This window comes from Streptomyces sp. NPDC056361, from assembly GCF_042262805.1.
In the GTDB taxonomy this organism is placed as follows: domain Bacteria; phylum Actinomycetota; class Actinomycetes; order Streptomycetales; family Streptomycetaceae; genus Streptomyces.
Window position 1 is genome coordinate 97,935 of record NZ_JBHJQI010000005.1, and the last position, 17,184, is coordinate 115,118.

The 17,184-nt window shown below is 73.9% G+C and carries 14 protein-coding genes; 5 read left to right on the forward strand and 9 right to left on the reverse strand.

Translation table 11 applies throughout. The annotated features are described in order from the left end of the window. The first annotated feature begins 37 nt into the window (after positions 1-37). Complete coding sequence (gene pulA, locus ACFCY7_RS03030; protein ID WP_376480769.1) at positions 38-5,332, forward strand: pullulanase-type alpha-1,6-glucosidase; 5,295 nt, start codon at positions 38-40, stop codon at positions 5,330-5,332. Positions 5,333-5,368: 36 nt separating this feature from the next. Here the strand turns inward: pulA and ACFCY7_RS03035 are convergent, their stop codons facing one another. Further along, on the reverse strand, positions 5,369-5,881 hold the full coding sequence (locus ACFCY7_RS03035; protein ID WP_376480771.1) for a GNAT family N-acetyltransferase: 513 nt from the start codon (positions 5,879-5,881) through the stop codon (positions 5,369-5,371). Positions 5,882-5,947: 66 nt separating this feature from the next. Between ACFCY7_RS03035 and ACFCY7_RS03040 the strand changes: the two genes are divergently transcribed. Then, a complete protein-coding gene (locus tag ACFCY7_RS03040; protein WP_376480773.1) occupies positions 5,948-6,280 on the forward strand; it encodes a 5-carboxymethyl-2-hydroxymuconate Delta-isomerase in 333 nt (110 codons plus the stop codon). Here ACFCY7_RS03040 and ACFCY7_RS03045 read toward each other — a convergent pair. Next, positions 6,265-6,996, reverse strand: coding sequence for a TetR/AcrR family transcriptional regulator (locus tag ACFCY7_RS03045; protein WP_376480775.1), 732 nt, complete (start codon positions 6,994-6,996; stop codon positions 6,265-6,267). The genes ACFCY7_RS03040 and ACFCY7_RS03045 overlap by 16 nt on opposite strands. Positions 6,997-7,033: 37 nt before the next feature. On the opposite strand from ACFCY7_RS03045, the gene ACFCY7_RS03050 reads away from it, so the two are divergent. Beyond that, on the forward strand, positions 7,034-7,528 hold the full coding sequence (locus ACFCY7_RS03050; protein ID WP_376480777.1) for a hypothetical protein: 495 nt from the start codon (positions 7,034-7,036) through the stop codon (positions 7,526-7,528). Between the two features lie 8 nt (positions 7,529-7,536). Here ACFCY7_RS03050 and ACFCY7_RS03055 read toward each other — a convergent pair whose 3' ends face one another. The 5 genes from ACFCY7_RS03055 to ACFCY7_RS03075 all read right to left on the reverse strand — a co-directional run bounded on the left by ACFCY7_RS03055 (position 7,537) and on the right by ACFCY7_RS03075 (position 13,968). Next, positions 7,537-8,598 (reverse strand): PDR/VanB family oxidoreductase, encoded by a 1,062-nt coding sequence (locus ACFCY7_RS03055; RefSeq protein ID WP_376480779.1) that lies wholly within the window; start codon positions 8,596-8,598, stop codon positions 7,537-7,539. After that, positions 8,598-9,482 (reverse strand): metal-dependent hydrolase, encoded by an 885-nt coding sequence (locus tag ACFCY7_RS03060; RefSeq protein WP_376480781.1) that lies wholly within the window; start codon positions 9,480-9,482, stop codon positions 8,598-8,600. The genes ACFCY7_RS03055 and ACFCY7_RS03060 overlap by 1 nt, the downstream gene beginning before the upstream one ends. 163 nt (positions 9,483-9,645) lie before the next feature. Further along, positions 9,646-11,961, reverse strand: coding sequence for a hypothetical protein (locus ACFCY7_RS03065; protein WP_376480783.1), 2,316 nt, complete (start codon positions 11,959-11,961; stop codon positions 9,646-9,648). 98 nt (positions 11,962-12,059) lie between these two features. After that, positions 12,060-12,860 (reverse strand): tyrosine-protein phosphatase, encoded by an 801-nt coding sequence (locus ACFCY7_RS03070; protein WP_376480785.1) that lies wholly within the window; start codon positions 12,858-12,860, stop codon positions 12,060-12,062. 103 nt (positions 12,861-12,963) lie between these two features. Beyond that, on the reverse strand, positions 12,964-13,968 hold the full coding sequence (locus ACFCY7_RS03075) for an NAD-dependent epimerase/dehydratase family protein (protein WP_376480787.1): 1,005 nt from the start codon (positions 13,966-13,968) through the stop codon (positions 12,964-12,966). Between the two features lie 219 nt (positions 13,969-14,187). Between ACFCY7_RS03075 and ACFCY7_RS03080 the strand changes: the two genes are divergently transcribed. Beyond that, complete coding sequence (locus ACFCY7_RS03080) at positions 14,188-14,802, forward strand: hypothetical protein (protein ID WP_376480789.1); 615 nt, start codon at positions 14,188-14,190, stop codon at positions 14,800-14,802. 50 nt (positions 14,803-14,852) lie between these two features. Beyond that, the gene (locus tag ACFCY7_RS03085) at positions 14,853-16,286 is read left to right on the forward strand and encodes a PepSY-associated TM helix domain-containing protein (protein ID WP_376480791.1); all 1,434 of its coding nucleotides are present in this window, start codon (positions 14,853-14,855) and stop codon (positions 16,284-16,286) included. Here the strand turns inward: ACFCY7_RS03085 and ACFCY7_RS03090 are convergent, their stop codons facing one another. Continuing rightward, a complete protein-coding gene (locus ACFCY7_RS03090; protein WP_376480793.1) occupies positions 16,287-16,853 on the reverse strand; it encodes a winged helix-turn-helix domain-containing protein in 567 nt (188 codons plus the stop codon). It lies immediately after the preceding gene. Between the two features lie 104 nt (positions 16,854-16,957). Then, the gene (locus ACFCY7_RS03095) at positions 16,958-17,143 is read right to left on the reverse strand and encodes a hypothetical protein (RefSeq protein WP_376480803.1); all 186 of its coding nucleotides are present in this window, start codon (positions 17,141-17,143) and stop codon (positions 16,958-16,960) included. Positions 17,144-17,184: the final 41 nt, after the last annotated feature.

The following is a 17,184-nucleotide window of genomic DNA, read 5'->3' on the forward strand; positions in this document are numbered from 1 at the left end:
GCGGCCCTCTCTTCCCGTACCTCCAGGGAGCACCCCCGTGACACGCAAGAGAACGGCGGTCGCACTGGCAGCCGCCCTGTGCGCGGCCCTCGTGCCCGCCGTCCCCGCCGCCGCCGCGCCCCGGCCCCCCGCCCCGCCGTCCGACCGCTCGCTCGCGGCCCAGCCGTCCCGCCAGGACCTCACCCGCGAGCAGTTCTACTTCGTCCTGCCGGACCGCTTCGCCAACGGCGACGCCTCCAACGACCGGGGCGGCCTCACCGGCAGCCGTACGCAGACCGGCTTCGACCCCACCGACAAGGGCTTCTACCAGGGCGGCGACCTCAAGGGCCTCACCCGGCGCCTCGACTACATCAAGGGCCTCGGCACCACCGCCATCTGGATGGCGCCCATCTTCAAGAACCGGCCCGTGCAGGGCACCGGCAAGGACGCGTCGGCCGGCTACCACGGCTACTGGATCACCGACTTCACCCAGGTCGACCCGCACTTCGGGACCAACGAGGACCTGGAGAAGCTGATCGCCGCCGCCCACGCCAAGGGCATGAAGGTCTTCTTCGACGTCATCGCCAACCACACCGCCGACACCGTCGACTACGCCGAGCAGAAGTACGGCTACCGCCCCAAGGGTGCCTACCCGTACCTCGACAAGGACGGCCGCCCCTTCGACGACCGGACCGCGATCGGCGGGGTCGACGCCGACTCCTTCCCGTACACCCCCGTCGAGAAGGCGAACACCAAGGTCCCGTCCTGGCTCAACGACCCGACGATGTACCACAACCGGGGCGACTCCACCTGGGTCGGCGAGTCCGCCGAGTACGGCGACTTCGTCGGCCTCGACGACCTGTGGACCGAGCGCCCCGAGGTCGTCGAGGGCATGAAGAGGATCTACGAGAAGTGGGTCCGCGACTTCGACATCGACGGCTTCCGCATCGACACCGTCAAACACGTCGACCTGGACTTCTGGACCCAGTGGGCCACCGCCCTCGACGCGTACGCCCGGAAGCAGGGCCGCGAGGACTTCTTCATGTTCGGCGAGGTCTACTCCGCCGACACCACCGTCACCGCCCCCTACGTCACCCGCGGCCGGCTCGACGCCACCCTCGACTTCCCCTTCCAGGACGCGGCCCGCGCCTTCGCCTCCCAGGGCGCCGGCGCCGACCGGCTCGCCAAGGTCTTCGCCGAGGACTACCGCTACACCACCGACAAGGCCAACGCCTACGAGCAGGTCACCTTCCTCGGCAACCACGACATGGGCCGGTTCGGCACCTTCCTCAAGCAGGACAACCCGAACGCCACCGACGCCGAACTCCTCGACCGCAGCCGGCTCGCCAACGAGCTGATGTTCCTCACCCGCGGCAACCCGGTGATCTACTCCGGCGACGAGCAGGGCTTCACCGGCGCCGGCGGCGACAAGGACGCCCGCCAGCCCCTCTTCGCCTCCCAGACCGCCGACTACCTCGACGACGACCAGATCGGCACCGACCGCACCCACGCCACCGACGCCTACGACACCACCCACCCGGTGTACCGGTCGATCGCCGCGCTCTCGAAGCTCACCCGAGAGAACCCGGCCCTCCGCGACGGCGTCCAGCAGGAGCGGTACGCCGAAGGCTCCGTCTACGCCTTCTCCCGCACCGACGCCAGGACGCGCACCGAGTACCTCGTCGCCACCAACGGCGCCACCACCGCGAAGACCGTCACCCTCCCCGTCGACTCCGCGAACTTCCGTGCCCTGTACGGGGGTCAGGGCGCGGTCGCCGCGCAGGACGGCAAGATCACCGTCACCGTCCCGGCCCTCTCCTCCCTGGTCCTCAAGGCGGACAAGGCCCTCCCCGCCCCCGCCGCCGAGCCGGCCGTGGGCCTCAAGGCACCGGCCGCCGGAGCCACCGGCACCGTCGAGCTCACCGCCGACGTCACCGGCGGACAGCTGAACCGGGTCGTCTTCGCCGCCCAGGTCGGCAACGGCCGCTGGCAGACCCTCGGCACCGCCGACCACGCCCCCTACAAGGTCACCCAGCACGTGACCGCCCCCGCCGGCACCGCCCTGCGCTACAAGGCCGTCGTCGTCGACTCCGCCGGACGCACCGCCGCCGCCACCGCCGCCACCACGGCCGGAGCGCCCCCGGCGCCCGAGAAGCCGGTCGCCGTCGACCGGACCCACGCCGTCGTCCACTACCGCCGCGAGGACGGGAACTACGACGGCTGGAAGCTGAAGGCCGCCGGCCAGGAGGCCGCGTTCACCGGCCGCGACGCCCACGGCGCCTTCGCCTGGGTCAAGGTCCCCGAAGGCGCCTCCACCGTCGCCTACACCGTCGAGAAGGACGGCGCCGCCGACGGCCCGCAGCGCAGCATCAACCTCGGCCGGACCGGCGAGGTCTGGATCACGCAGGGCGCCGACGGCCAGTCGGACACGAACCCGGCCCCCGCCACCCCGGACAAGACCAAGGCCGTCATCCACTACCAGCGGCCCGACGGGAACTACGACGGCTGGGGCCTGCACACCTGGACCGGCGCCGCCCAGCCCACCGACTGGTCCAAGCCGCTCATGCCGGTGCGCTTCGACGCGTACGGCGCGGTGTACGAGGTGCCCCTCACCGACGGAGCCACCTCCCTCTCGTACATCCTCCACAAGGGCGACCAGAAGGACCTGCCCACCGACCAGTCCCTCGACCTCGCCACCTACGGCCACGAGATCTGGGCGCTCTCCGCACAGCAGAAGTACCTGCTCCCGACCGTCGGCGGCGCCCCCGCCCTCGACCTCGGCACGTCCGAGGCCCAGTGGATCGACCGGAACACCGTCGTCTGGAAGGTCAAGCCCACCGACGCCACCAGCCAGCAGCTGGTGTACGCGAAGGACGGCGGCCTCACCGTCACCGACGGCGCCCTGAACACCGAGGGCCAGTGGCTCCGGCTCACCCCCTCCTCCCTCAGCGACGCCCAGAAGGCGAAGTACCCGCACCTCGCGGCGTACCCGGCCTTCACCGTCGACCCGCGTGACGCCGACCGCGTCCGCGCCTCCCTGCGCGGCCAGCTGATCGCCACCCAGCGCGCCGCCAACGGCGCCCTCCTCGCCGCCACCGGCGTCCAGACCGCCGGCGTCCTCGACGACCTCTACGCGGCCGAGGCCACGAAGGCGCACCTCGGCCCGGTCTTCACCGGCGGCCGCACCACCCTCTCCCTCTGGGCCCCCACCGCGCAGACCGTGGCCCTCGAACTCGACGGAAAGACCGTGCCCATGCGGCGCGACGACACCTCCGGCGTCTGGTCCGCCACCGGCCCGAAGTCCTGGACGGGGAAGCCGTACCGGTACGTGGTGAAGGTCTGGGCCCCGAGCGTCCGCGAGGTCGTCGTCAACAAGGTCACCGACCCCTACTCCACCGCCCTCACCACCGACTCCGCCCGCAGCCTCGCCGTCGACCTCACCGACCCGAAGCTCGCCCCCCAGGGCTGGCGGGACCTGAGGAAGCCCGCAGCCGTCCCGCTGCGGGACGCCCAGATCCAGGAACTCCACATCCGCGACTTCTCCGTCGCGGACACCACGGCGAAGGCCGACCACCGCGGCACCTACCTCGCCTTCACCGACAAGGACAGCAAGGGCTCGCGGCACCTCAAGGCCCTCGCCGCCTCCGGCACCTCCTACGTCCACCTCCTGCCCGCCTTCGACCTCGGCACCGTCCCCGAGAAGAAGTCGGACCGGACCGAACCCGCCTGCGACCTGAAGGTCTACGCCCCCGACTCCGAGGAGCAGCAGGCCTGCGTCACCGCCGCAGCGGCGAAGGACGCCTACAACTGGGGCTACGACCCGCTGCACTACACCGTCCCCGAGGGCTCCTACGCCACCGACCCCGAAGGCACCCGCCGCACGGTCGAGTTCCGGCAGATGGTCCAGGCCCTCAACGGCGACGGCCTGCGCACGGTCATGGACGTCGTCTACAACCACACCGTCGCCGCCGGACAGTCCGACAAGTCCGTCCTCGACAAGATCGTGCCCGGCTACTACCAGCGCCTCCAGGCCGACGGCTCCGTCGCCACCTCCACCTGCTGCGCCAACACCGCCACCGAGAACGCCATGATGGGCAAGCTCGTCGTCGACTCGGTCGTCACCTGGGCGCGCGACTACAAGGTGGACGGCTTCCGCTTCGACCTCATGGGCCACCACCCGAAGGAGAACATCCTCGCCGTCCGCAAGGCCCTCGACGCCCTGACCGTCGAGAAGGACGGCGTCGACGGCAAGGCGATCGTCCTCTACGGCGAGGGCTGGAACTTCGGCGAGGTCGCCGACGACGCCCGCTTCGTCCAGGCCACCCAGCGGAACATGGCCGGCACCGGCATCGCCACCTTCTCCGACCGGGCCCGCGACGCCGTCCGCGGCGGCGGCCCCTTCGACGGGGACCCCGGCATCCAGGGCTTCGCCTCCGGCCTCTACACCGACCCCAACACCTCCACCGCCAACGGCACCCCGGAGCAGCAGAAGGCCCGCCTCCTGCACTACCAGGACCTCATCAAGGTCGGCCTGAGCGGCAACCTCGCCGCCTACACCTTCACCGACACCTCCGGGCGCACGGTCAAGGGCTCCGACGTCGACTACAACGGCGCCCCGGCCGGCTACGCCGCCGCACCCGGCGACGCCCTCGCCTACGTCGACGCCCACGACAACGAGAGCCTGTACGACGCGCTCGCGTTCAAGCTCCCGGCGGGCACCTCCCCGGCCGACCGCGCCCGCATGCAGGTCCTCGCCATGGCGACGGCCACCCTCTCGCAGGGACCGGCGCTCTCCCAGGCCGGCTCGGACCTGCTGCGCTCCAAGTCCCTCGACCGCAACTCCTTCGACAGCGGCGACTGGTTCAACGCCATCCACTGGGACTGCCGCGACGGCAACGGCTTCGGCCGCGGCCTGCCGCCGGCCGCCGACAACAAGGCCAAGTGGTCCTACGGCAAGCCGCTGCTCGTGAACCCGGCCCTGACGGTCGGCTGCGAGCAGATCGACGGCACCTCCGCCGCCTACCGGGACCTGCAGGAGATCCGCACCACCGAGCCGGTGTTCTCGCTGGCCACGGCCGGACAGGTCCAGTCGGCCCTGAGCTTCCCGCTCTCCGGCACCGACGAGACCCCGGGCGTGATCACCATGCGCCTCGGCGACCTCGTCGTCGTCCTCAACGCGACCCCGCGGAGCACCACGCAGAAGGTCGCCGACCTGGCCGGCAAGGGCTACGCCCTGCACCCCGTCCAGGCCGCCGGATCCGACACCGTCGTGAAGTCCGCCTCCTACGAGACCGCCTCGGGCGCCTTCACGGTCCCGGCGCGCTCGGTGGCGGTGTTCAAGGCCGCGAGCTGACCTCCGGCCGACCAGGGCCCTGGCGTGACACTCCCGTCACGCCAGGGCCTTCTCCATCAGCGTCACCGCGTACCGGCGGCCGTCGGCGCCGACCTTCTCCAGGTGCGGGCCGACGGCCGCGTACCCGGCGCCCTCGTAGTACGTCCCCAGGCGCGGGTTGCGCGCCTCGCAGTCCAGCCGGGCCAGCGTCCGTCCCGAGGCCGCGATCCGCTCCTCCGCGTGCGCGAGCAGCTCCCGTCCCGCGCCCGCGGGCGCCGCCTCCCGGTCGGTCATCAGCCGGTGCACGTACCCCGCCACCGGCGGCTGCGGCCCCCAGACCTCCGGGTCCTCCCACCACAGCTCGTACGCGCCGACCACCCGGTCCCCGTGGGACGCCAGCCACACCTCGCCCCCGGCGATCCGCGCCCGGAAGTGCTCCGCGCCCTTCCCGCCCGGTTTCCACTGGTCGATCCCGTTCCGCACCATCCAGCGCGCCACCCCGTCGAACAGCCCCACCAGAACGTCCAGGTCGCGTGCGTCCGCCCGCCGGAAGGCCACTTGTGTCGTCATGGCGATCACCGTAAGGGTGTGGCCAGTCATCCGACATCCGTAACCCTCTGGCCTGGAGTGACCCTCATGCCGCAGATCATCGTCGACTACTCCGCACCCCTCGACCGGCGCGGCTTCGCGCTCGCCCTGCACCCGCTCGTCGCCGAGACCGTCGACACCACCGTCGAGGCCTGCAAGACCCGCTTCCGGGAGGTCGAGGAACTGGTCGTCGGCGACGGGGCCGCCGACGACGTCGTCGTGCACGTCGAGATCGGCCTGCTGCCCGGCCGTCCGGACGCGCTCAAGGCGCGGCTCTCGGAGGCCGTCCTCGCACTGCTGCCGACCTACCTCAAGGAGACGGAAGCCGTCCGCCTCATCGTCGAGGTCCGCGACCTCGACCCGTCCTACCGCAGTCGCTGATCGGGCACGACCGGAGCCGCCCCGACGGAGGGCACCAGCGCGACGAGCCGGGCCACCAGGTCCGCGAAGGGGCCGTCGGCCGGCTCGTCGGCCAGGATCCCGACCAGGATCCCCGCCATGTCCGGGTCGTACGCGGCACTCACCGCGGCGAGCGCCGCGAAGTCGTGCACGAGCTGCAACTCCAGCTCCGCGCGCGGGACGCGGCGGCCGTCCAGCCACAGCAGCGCCGTCGACTCGGCGAGCGACACCCAGGACCGGACGACCAACTCCAGGCGCGCCGACGGCTTCTCGACCTCCAGGTGCGCGAGGATCTGCTCGTACGCGGCCTGCCGCACCTCGTCGATCATCGCGTTCGTCGTCGACGAACCCACCGCGGGGCCGCCCCGCATCAGCGCCGCGAACCCCGGCCCGTGCTCGTCCACGAAGTCGAAGAACCGACCCATCACCCGCAGCAGTCGCGCCCCCAGCGGGCCCCGCGGGGGCTCCACGAACCGGGCCGCGAGCTCGTCGGCCGCCCGCCGCAGCGCCGCCTCGTACAGGCTCTGCTTGCCGGGGAAGTAGTGGTAGACCAACGGCCGCGAGATCCCCGCGGCCGCGGCGATCTCGTCGATGGACACCTCGTCGGGAGAGCGGTGGCTGAAGAGTTCGAGTGCCACCCCGATCAGCTGCTGCTTGCGCTCCTCGACGCCCATCCTGCGGCGTACCCCGGTCGTCATACGAACAGCCTAACGGGGTCCGTTACGCTCCTGCTTCATGAGCGCTTCCGACCAGGACACCAAGGCGGCCAAGGCCACGGAGACCGACGAGGCCCCCGAGCCCGACGACGTCGACGACAGCGGCGGGAACGCCGACGTCGACGACATCGCCGAGGACGCCGCCGAGGAGGCCGACGAGGCGGACCGGGCCGACGCACTCGACGAGTCCGCCGAAGACGAAGAGGCCGACGAGGTCGACGAGGACGGCGAGGACGGCGACGAAGCGGTCCCCGGAGAGGGCCTCACCCCCAAGCAGGCGCGGCGACTCCGCGTCGCCGCCGCGTCCGTCCTGCTCGTCACCCTCGCCGTGGTCCTGGTGATCCGCCTCGCGAGCCGTACGTCCGTCCTGGTCGTCGGCGTGTACGGCCTCGCGATGATCCTGTGCGGCGTCGTGATCGAACTCTCCCGCAACGGCCGTACGCGGCTGGCCACATGGCTTCTGGTGGGAGGCCTGGCCGCCGCGCTCGCCTTCGACTGGCTGATCCTCCCGTAGCACCCCGCTCAGAGGTCCAGGACGAGCCGCTTCCCCGCGCAGCGCGAGACGCAGATCAGCATCGAGTCGTCCCGCTCGGCATCCGTGAGCAGCTCGTCCCGGTGCTCGATCTCGCCCTCCAGGACCCGCTGCCGGCAGGTCCCGCAGAAGCCCTGCCGGCAGGAGTACGTGATCCCCGGCAGCTCCTCGCGGACCGCCTCCAGGACCGACCGGTCGGCCGCCACCGTCAACGTGCGTCCGGACCGGCGGAGTTCGACCTCGAAGGCCGTGCCGCCGGTCGTGGCCGCCGCAGAGAAGCGCTCGAAGCGCGCCGCCCGGCCCTCCGGCATCGCCGCGGCCACCGCGTCCATCAGCCCGTCGGGGCCGCAGCAGTAGACGACGGTCCCCTCGGGCAGCCCGCCGAGCACACCCAGGTCGGGGAAGCCGGACTCGTCCTCGGCGACGACCGTCACGCGGTCCGTGCCGAACCGCTCGACCTCCTCCAGGTACGGCATGGTGGCCCGGCTCCGCCCGCAGTACACGAGCCGCCAGTCCGCCCCGGCCGCCTCGGCGGCGCGCACCATCGGCAGGACCGGGGTGACGCCGATGCCGCCGGCGACGAAGACGTACGCGGGGGCGTCGACCAGCGGGAAGCGGTTGCGGGGTCCCCGGATCTCGACCTCCACGCCCTCGTGGAGCTGCTCGTGGACCTCGCGCGAGCCGCCCCGGCCGCCCTGCCCCTCGTCGACGAGGCGGGTCGCCACCGTGTACGCGCCGGCGTCGGCCGGGTCGCCGCAGAGCGAGTACTGCCGCACGAGGCCCGATGGCAGGACGAGGTCGATGTGCGCGCCGGGCTGCCAGCCGGGCAGTCCCGCACCCTCCAGGCGCAGTTCGACGACCCCCTCGGCCGGCGTGGCCCGGCCGGTCACGAGCACCTTGCGGGGGACGGTGCTGCCCCGGCCGTACCCGGAGACGGGCTCGTCGAGGGCGGGCATCGGCCAGAGCGGTGCCGTGGACATGCGGCTGCGGACGGCGCGGCGGACGAGCAGCGCGGCCCCCACGGCCAGGACGACGGTGGTGAACCGGGGCATCAGCGACCTCCGTTGGCGCCGGGGGAGGAGGCCAGGTAGGCCATCGCCTGCGCGGTGTCGCCCTCCTGCGAGGGGTGGTAGGCGCGGGAGAGGTAGCGGGGGACGGAGCGCAGCATGTCGGGGGCCGAGGGCAGCACGCCCTTGCGGCCCCTGCGCACGAAGTCCGCGAAGGAGGCCTTCGGGTCGAGCAGGCTCGGGTCGTTCTCCATGAAGAAGCGGATGCCCCGCTGCCACAGGAAGACCAGCGCGGAGAAGGCGAGCGCCCAGGTGCGGGCGCGGCGCCGGTAGCCGCCGTCGAGGTGCATGAACAGTTCGAAGGCGACCGAGCGGTGCTCGACCTCCTCCGCCCCGTGCCAGCGCAGCAGGTCCAGCATCACGGGGTCGGCGCCGACCCGGTCGAGCTCGTCGGCGTTGAGCACCCAGTTGCCCAGGAACGCGGTGTAGTGCTCGATCGCGGCGATCATCGCGACCCGCTCCATCAGCCACCAGCGGCGCGGCCGGCCGGGCGGCAGCGTCCGGTCCCCGAGCAGCTTCTCGAAGAACCAGTCGACCTGCGCGGTGTACGGCGTGGGGTCGAGGCCCAGCTTCCGCAGGTGGGGGAGGACGTCGTCGTGGGCCTGGGAGTGGACGGCCTCCTGGCCGATGAAGCCGATGACGTCCTCGCGCAGCCGGTCGTCGGTGACGTACGGCAGCACCTGCTTGTAGACGTGCACGAACCAGCGCTCACCGGCCGGGAGCAGCAGGTGCAGCACGTTGATGGTGTGCGTGGTGAAGGGGTCGCCGGGGACCCAGTGGAGCGGGGTCTCCTCCCAGTCGAAGGAGACCTTTCGGGCCTTGAGCTCGACGTGTTCCGACGCCACCGGGGCAGGCTGCGTATTAGACATGACGTCAATGTACTGAGGGGTAGGTCCGGGCAACAGGCCCCTGCACCGCCTTTTTCCGGCCCCCGCCCCGCGCGTGCCCCCTGCCACGGTCTCGACTCGCGCGCGTGCCCTCGGCCCCGGCCCGCGCGCGCCCTCGGTCGGGGCTCCGCCCAGGACGGCCGGGTCACCGCAGGGCGGCGCGCCGCGTGCCGTCCCCCAGCGTCCCGTCCAGATCCGCCCGAGCCCCCGCCTTCGCCCGCACCGCGAGCACCGGGCCGGCCGAACGCCCCTTCACCCCGCCCGACAGCTCCAGGGCGGTGAACTCCGGACTGCCCGCCGCGAGGACGTACCAGCCGCCGCGCGGCGCCTGCCACAACACGCCCGCCAGGACCCGCGGATCCCGCACCCCGCACGCGGGCGACCCCTCGGAACGCGCCGCGAGCGCCGCCGGCACCTTCGCCGACGGGACCAGGAACTGGGCGAGGGCCCGGGCGCCCGTACCCCGCCAGGTCTCCGCGCGCGTGCACAGCCAGGTGCCCCGCCCGGCGCCCTCGGGCAGCTGCTGCCGCGCGAACCGCCAGGCGTTCACCGACCGCACCCCGTGCGCCCGCACCGCCGTCAGCTGGCACGCCGTCCGCGCCCACGCCTCCCGCGCCTCGCGGCCCGTCGCGTCCACCGGCGCCGCCGGCGGGCCCCACAGGAGCCGCGCGGGCGCCAGTTCGCCGAGGTCCGACAGGAGCCGCACCCCCGAACCGTCCCGCACCTGGAGGGTGTTCCAGCGGACGCAGCCCTTCGCCTCCGCCGGACTCGGCACCGGCTCCGTCACCCCGTACGTGTCCCGGGCCAGCGGCCACGGCTCCTTCGCGGGCGCCAGCAGATCGCGCACCGCCGCCTCCCGCACCCAGGGGGCCGTCAGATAGCGGACGTTGCCCGAGGCCCTGGACAGGACGAGCGCCGCCGAACCGACCGTGTCGGCCCCGTCCGTCCGCGCGAAGTCCAGCGCGGCCCCCGCCCCCTCCCGCATCGGCTCCGCGTAGCGCACCACCCGCAGCCCGTCGTGGAAGAGCACCACCCGGGCCCCGTCCACCACCCCCGCGAACAGCAGTTGCGGCGGCCCCATCGGCGGCCCCACCGGCGTCCCCGGCGTCGCCGACGACCGCACCGAGAGCCCGGGCCGCGCCCACACGGCGAGCGCCCGCCGCACCAGCGCCCCGTCCCCGAGCAGGCCACCGCGCGCGGGCCACACCGAGAAGTCCTGCCGCGTCGAACCCGGCCACGCGGCCGGATCCACCCGCTTCACCGCCCCCGGGTCGAGCGCCGCCTCGGCCGCCGGATTGCGCGCGTACGACGGTGCCGCAGCACCGTTTCTTCCCCACCCGTCCCCGGGCAGCCCCAGCAGCATCCCGCAGACCGCCAGCGCCGCCACCGCCACCAGCGCCGCCCGCCCGTGCTGCCGCCGCCGCATCAGATCCGTCGGCCGCGCCTGCAGCGCGCACGGATCGAACTCGTCCGACTCCAGCAGCGCCGCCCCGCTCACCCGCCCGCCCCGCCCGCCCCCGAACGGCCCGGCCGCCGCACCACCGGCGACGCCACGGGACCCGCGAGAGCCGGCACCGCCGGCCCCGAAGGAAGCGGTGTCACCGGCGCCGAAGGGAGCAGTGTCACCGGCCCCGTGGGGACCCGCACCGCCGGCGTCCGGGTCCGCTCCGCCGTCGAGGCCCGCCCGGAGTGGGTTTCCCTCGCCGCGCCCGCCAGGCCCGGCGTGCCCTTGGTGCCCGCCAGGCCCGCCGGTTCGGTCCCGGCCGCGGCCCCGTCCGGGGCCGGCCTGTTCGCCGACCCGCTCGCCGGATCCACCGGGGGTGACGGTTCCGGTCGGCCCGGGAGGACCGGCAGGGACGTCGGCCGCGGAGTCCGGCGCGTCCAGGGCCTCCAGCGCGTCCAGGGCATCCGCCTCGGCCAGGGCGGCCTTGGGGTCGTCGACGCCGACCGAGGCGAGGACGCGCAGGACCTCGGGATCGCCCTGGCGTTCCAGACCGCGCAGGACGTAGGCCGCGCGGCCGGGGCCGGAGAGGCGGGACAGGTGCTGGTCCAGGGCGAGTTCGTCGGCGCCGCCGACCCGGGGGAAGAGCCGCAGGCCCCACACGTGCGGGAGCAGCGGCGGGAACTGCGCCCGGCGCGGCAGCGCGAGCCGCCGCAGCGGCAGTCCGGCGACGAGCGCCTGCCGGAGCACCTCGCCCCGTACGTACGCGTACCCGGGATCGACCGCGTCCTCGGCCCGCCGCGGCCCGGGCACGGAGGCGGGGCCCGGCACGCGGCGGCGCGGCAGCGAGCGCTGGACGAGCGCGTGCGCGGTCAGCACCCGGCGGTTGCGGCCCAGCGACGGCGGCAACACGAGGTAGGCGATGCGCACGAGACGCGGATAGCGCTCGACGAGCGCGGCCTCGGCCTGCTCGACGTCGACGGGGCCCACGGGCGAGGGAACGAGATCCTGGGTGCTCACGTTCAGCAGAACGAGCGATTCTTGCGATGGTCACCCCGGCCCGCGGACGGCACGCGGGCGCCGCCGGGACCGTGCGGGGGCGCCGCGCGGGTCGGGAGTCAGGCCGCGGTGACCGTCAACCGCTCCCGGATCAGCGCCGTCACCTCGTCCGGGACGCCGAGCCCCTCCCGTACGTACGCCTCCATCGAACCGTGCCGGACCGCCACTTCGTCGAGCGCCGCGTCCAGGTACTCGGGCAGCACCCCGATCAGGTCGAGGGCCAGCTGGGGGTCGCCGCCCTGCGCCGTGAACCCCTCGATCATCGGCGCGAACGCCTGCCGCACCGCCGGATTCACCGCCAGGTACTCGCCCCGCACCGTCTCCTCGTCCGCGCCGAGCAGCGACAGCACCACCGTCGCCCCCCAGCCCGTCCGGTCCTTGCCCGCCGAGCAGTGGAACAGCAGCGGCCCGGCCCCCGGCGTGCCCAGCTCGCCCAGCAGGGCGCGGTACGAGGCGCGGGCGGAGTCCCCGGACACGAAGGTCCGGTAGGTCCGCGCGAACGCCTCCCGCACCCGGCCCCCGCCCAGGTGCTCCTCGGCCAGCGCCGGGTCGGCGAGCAGCGTCTTCAGCCGCGCGGCGGGCGGGAGTCCACTGCCGGCCAGACGGTCGGCGAGCACGTCCGCGACGAGCGCCCGCGCACCGGCCGGAAGCCGGTCGGGGCGCTCCACGCGCTCCCGCTCCGTCCGCAGGTCGACGACCGTGCGGATGCCCAGGCCCGCCACCGCAGGCTCCTCCGGATCGAGCCGGTCGAGCTGCGCGGAGCGCAGGACCCGGCCGGCCCGCACCGCCCGCCCGTCGCCGAGCGGCAGGCCGCCGAGGTCACGGAGGTTGGCGACGGAGGCGGCGGGGATGGCGGGCATGGCGTCGGCTCCTCCGGTCGGTACGCGTTCGTGTCGACCGTAGTGGATCGCCCGAAAACAGGCAGATCATGGCGATCCGTACGGGCGGACGCGAACGCCTCCCTCACTCCCCGGGCGCCCCCAGCTCGGCCAGGGCCTTCGCCTCCCGCTCGGGGGAGAGACCGACCGGCGGCCGGTCGGGGCGCTGCGGCGCGGTCCCGCCGATCGACCGCAGCCAGGCCCAGGTGTCGGCGACCGTCTCCGCCACCGGCCGGCAGCGCAGCCCGGCGGCCACCGCCCGCGAGACGTCGGCGGCGTGCATCGCGTCGTACATCTCGCCCGGCGGCACCCACACGGGCAGCTCCGTCCACGGCTCGACCCCGGCCGCGAGCACCGCGTCCGGCGCGGTCCAGCGCAGCACGGCGTCCGAGCCGGTGACGCGCACGCAGGCGTCGAGGAGCTCGCCCATGGTCGCGTGCCCGGCCGGCGAGATGAGGTTGTACGGCCCCGAGAGCCCGGCCTCCACCGCGTCCAGCGTCCACACGGCCACATCGCGGGCGTCGATGTACTGGAGCGGCAGGGTGTCCGGCCCCGGCGCCAGGACCTGGCCGCCGCGCGCGATCCGGCCCAGCCACCACGGGAGCCGGCCCACGTTCTCGTACGGGCCGAGGATCAGCCCCGCCCGGACGAACAGGGTCCGCTCCGCTCCGAAGGCGGCCTCGGCGGCCAGCTCGCCACCCCGCTTGGCCTCCGCGTACGGCACGTCCCCGTCGTCGGGGGAGCCCTCCACCAGCGGGCCGTCCTCCGCGAGTCCGGCCGCCGCGGGCCACGTGTACACCGACCGACTCGACACGTACGCGTACCGCCCGACCCGGTCCGCGAGCAGCCGCGCCGCGTCCCGCACCACCGACGGCGCGGCGGACCAGGTGTCCACCACGGCGTCCCAGGAACCCGTTTCGAGGGCGGCCAGGCCCCCGGGCGCGGTGCGGTCCCCGATCAGCGACACGACCCCCTCCGGAGGCGTGTGGCGACCCCGGTGGAAGACCGTCACCTCCCAGCCCCGGCCCAGCGCCTCCTCGACGACCGCGCGGCCGACGAACTCCGTACCTCCGAGCATCAGCAGTCTCATGATCCGAAGCCTGCCCGGCCGCGCGGGCCAGGGCGAGGGAGTTCCGCTCCCGGAGGATTCCGCCACGGGAGGAACGGAGCCGGAGGCCGCCTTTCCGGCCATCCGGCCGGGATGACACCATGGCGGACGATGACGCATGCCCGGTCGCCCCTGCGCGCCTTGCGAGCCGCACTCTTCGCGGCGGTCTGCGTCACTTTGGCAGCCGTGGGGCATTCATCCATGTCTGCGCACTCCCTTCCGGCCTCCACCCTCCTCGCCGCCTTCACCGCCACCACCGCGGTCGCCTGGGCCGCCGCCGGACGCCACCGGAACACCCCGACGATCGCCGGCGCCCTCCTCGTCCTCCAGGGCGTCCTCCACCTGACCTTCTCGACCGCCGCCGCCCACCCCTCGGCAGCCGGCCCGCCCCCGCCCCCCACCGCCCCACCGGGGATGCCCGACCACGCGCACGCGATGGCGGGGATGACCGACCACGCGCACGCGATGCCGGGCATGGCCGACCACGCTGCGGCCGCCGTCACCGCGCAGCCCGCCTCCTCCGGGGCCGGGATGCTCGCCGTCCACCTCCTCGCGGCACTGCTCTGCGGCCTCTGGCTGGCCCACGGCGAAGCCGCGTTCCTCACGCTCGCCGGAGCCGCGCTCGCGTACGCGTTCACCCCGCTGCGCCCACTGACCGTGCGCGTCGCCGTGCCCGACGCCCCGCGGCGGCCGCACCGCCGGCAGCGCCGGAACGCCCGCCGCCCGCACACCGTCGTCCTCGCGCACACCCTGTCCCGGCGCGGCCCGCCCCGGCTGTCCGCACCCCGCGCCACGACCCTCGGAGCGCACGTCTGACCGGGGGTCCCTTTCCCCTGTCTGCAACGAACTCCTAGGACAGCCACGCCATGACGACCGTCCACGATCCCGCACGCCCGGACGCCCCCGAGGCGCCACCGTCGGAAACCGCTCCCGAGCCGCGCGCGTCCGGCGGCACCTGGAGCGCCCTGCGCCCCCTCGTGATGCGCCTCCACTTCTACGCGGGCGTCCTCGTCGCCCCGTTCCTCCTCGTCGCCGCCGTCAGCGGCCTGCTCTACGCGCTCTCCTTCCAGGCCGAGAAGGTGTACTACGCGCACGAGCTGGAGGTCCCCGTCGGCGACACGACCCTGCCGCTCGGCCGGCAGGTGGAGACCGCCCGCGCCGCCAACCCGAACGGCACCGTCACCGCCGTCTGGCCCGGCGCCGAACCCGGGGCGACCACCCGGGTCCTGATGGCCGACCCGGACGCCCCCGAAGGCGCCTCGACGGCCGTCTTCGTCGACCCGTACACCGGTGAGGTACGCGGACAGCTGCCCAGCTACGGCAGCTCCGGAGCCCTCCCGCTGCGCACCTGGCTGGACGAGCTCCACCGCGACCTGCACCTCGGCGAGTTCGGCCGCAACTACAGCGAGCTCGCCGCGAGCTGGCTGTGGGTGATCGCACTCGGCGGCCTGCTGCTCTGGCTCGGCCGTCGCCGCCGCAACCGCCGCGCGCTCGTCCTGCCCGAGCGGGGCCCGAAGTCCCGCCGCCGCACCCTGTCCTGGCACGGCTCCGTCGGCCTGTGGGCGGTGACCGGCCTCGTCCTGCTCTCCGCGACCGGCCTGACCTGGTCGCGGTACGCGGGCGAGAACATCGGCACCGTGCAGGACGGCCTCGGCGGCGCGACCCCCACCCTCACCGCCACCCTCGGCGGCGCGGCCGGCGGCTCCTCCGAGCACGAGGGCCACGGCGCCGGCCACACCCCGGCCGCTCCTGCCGCGGGCACGGACATAGGCCTCGACAAGGCGGTCGCGGCGGCCCGCGCGGCGGGCATCGACAGCCCGCGGATCTCGGTCGTCCTGCCCGCCGAGGGCAAGGGGTACGTGGTCAAGGAGACCGACACCCAGTTCCCGCTCCAGCTGGACTCGGTGGCCGTGAACCCGGCCGACGGCGCGGTTCTCGACCGCCTCGCCTTCGCCGACTACCCGCTCCTCGCGAAGCTCACCCGCATCGGCATCGACGCCCACACCGGCGTCTTCCTCGGCCTGTTCAACCAGCTCGCCCTGGCCGCCCTCGCGCTCGCCCTGATCCTGCTGATCCTCTGGGGCTACCGCATGTGGTGGCTGCGCCGTCCCGGCCGCCCGGTGGCCCGCGGCGCCTGGCGGAAGGTCCCGGTGACCCTCCTGCTGCCGCTCGCCGCCGCCACGGCGGTCGTCGGCTGGTTCGTCCCGCTGCTCGGACTCAGCCTGCTGCTCTTCCTCGCCGTGGACCTCACCCTCGCCGCCGTGGCGAAGGTGAGGGCGCGCCCGGGCCGAACCGCCTGATCAGGGCGTGTACTTGTAGCCGACCCGCCGCACGGTCTGGATCGTGTGGCGGTGCTCGGCCCCCAGCTTCCGCCGCAGCCGCGCCACGTGCACGTCGACCGTCCGACCGTCGCCGACGTGCCCGTACCCCCACACCGTCGTGACCAACTGGTCCCGCGTGTGCACCCGGTGGGGATGCGCCACCAGATGCGCGAGCAGCTCGAACTCCAAGTACGTCAGGTCCAGCGCCTCCCCGTCCACGAGGGCGATCCGCTGCACGTCGTCGATGCTCACCGGCCCCTGCTCCTCCGCCCCCGCGGCGGCCCCCGGCCCCGGCACCGGTGCCACCGGCAACTGCGCCTGCTGGTCGGCCGGTACGAGCACCAGGTACCCGACCATCGGAGGCCTTCCCGGCAGCGCCGGCAGCGTGTGCTGCGGCGCCGGCACCAACGTCGCCCCCGGCGGCAGGAAGCTCGCCACCTGCGACAGGTCGACGACCTCGTTCGGATCGACGGCCCGCAGCCGATGCCGGCCGGGCCGCACGGCGGTCAGAGGGGAAGCGGTGGAAGCGATCTGGGTGTGCACCATGGAGAACTCAGCTCTTTCGCGCGAGAAGGGACGGACATGCGTCGAACGCCAGTCGTCATGCGCGTCAGCCGAAGGCCGTGGATCGGACCGTACCGATCGGGGCTTTAGAGGGCCGACGCCTTCATCGCGCGGCAACACACCCGGTCGAAGTCGTGGTGCTGCCGGGAGGGCCAGAACGGCTCGAGGTCGTGACGACCCGTCGCGGTGTCGTTCTTCATGATGGCCATATCCCTATTGAACCAGAAGGGAATGCCCCCGACGAGCCCTTCGGCAGTCGAACACCGTGTCATACGTCCCACATGACGGAAGGGGCGCCCACCGTGTGAAACGG

Coding starts and splice junctions, on each gene's coding strand:
- ACFCY7_RS03085 (WP_376480791.1), top strand. CDS start 14,853: ATGACGACCGTCCACGATCCCGCACGCCCGGACGCCCCCGAGGCGCCA.
- ACFCY7_RS03075 (WP_376480787.1), bottom strand. CDS start 13,968: ATGAGACTGCTGATGCTCGGAGGTACGGAGTTCGTCGGCCGCGCGGTC.
- ACFCY7_RS03035 (WP_376480771.1), bottom strand. CDS start 5,881: ATGACGACACAAGTGGCCTTCCGGCGGGCGGACGCACGCGACCTGGAC.
- ACFCY7_RS03045 (WP_376480775.1), bottom strand. CDS start 6,996: ATGACGACCGGGGTACGCCGCAGGATGGGCGTCGAGGAGCGCAAGCAG.
- ACFCY7_RS03060 (WP_376480781.1), bottom strand. CDS start 9,482: ATGTCTAATACGCAGCCTGCCCCGGTGGCGTCGGAACACGTCGAGCTC.
- ACFCY7_RS03080 (WP_376480789.1), top strand. CDS start 14,188: ATGTCTGCGCACTCCCTTCCGGCCTCCACCCTCCTCGCCGCCTTCACC.
- ACFCY7_RS03090 (WP_376480793.1), bottom strand. CDS start 16,853: ATGGTGCACACCCAGATCGCTTCCACCGCTTCCCCTCTGACCGCCGTG.
- ACFCY7_RS03070 (WP_376480785.1), bottom strand. CDS start 12,860: ATGCCCGCCATCCCCGCCGCCTCCGTCGCCAACCTCCGTGACCTCGGC.
- ACFCY7_RS03050 (WP_376480777.1), top strand. CDS start 7,034: ATGAGCGCTTCCGACCAGGACACCAAGGCGGCCAAGGCCACGGAGACC.
- ACFCY7_RS03095 (WP_376480803.1), bottom strand. CDS start 17,143: ATGACACGGTGTTCGACTGCCGAAGGGCTCGTCGGGGGCATTCCCTTC.
- ACFCY7_RS03055 (WP_376480779.1), bottom strand. CDS start 8,598: ATGCCCCGGTTCACCACCGTCGTCCTGGCCGTGGGGGCCGCGCTGCTC.
- ACFCY7_RS03040 (WP_376480773.1), top strand. CDS start 5,948: ATGCCGCAGATCATCGTCGACTACTCCGCACCCCTCGACCGGCGCGGC.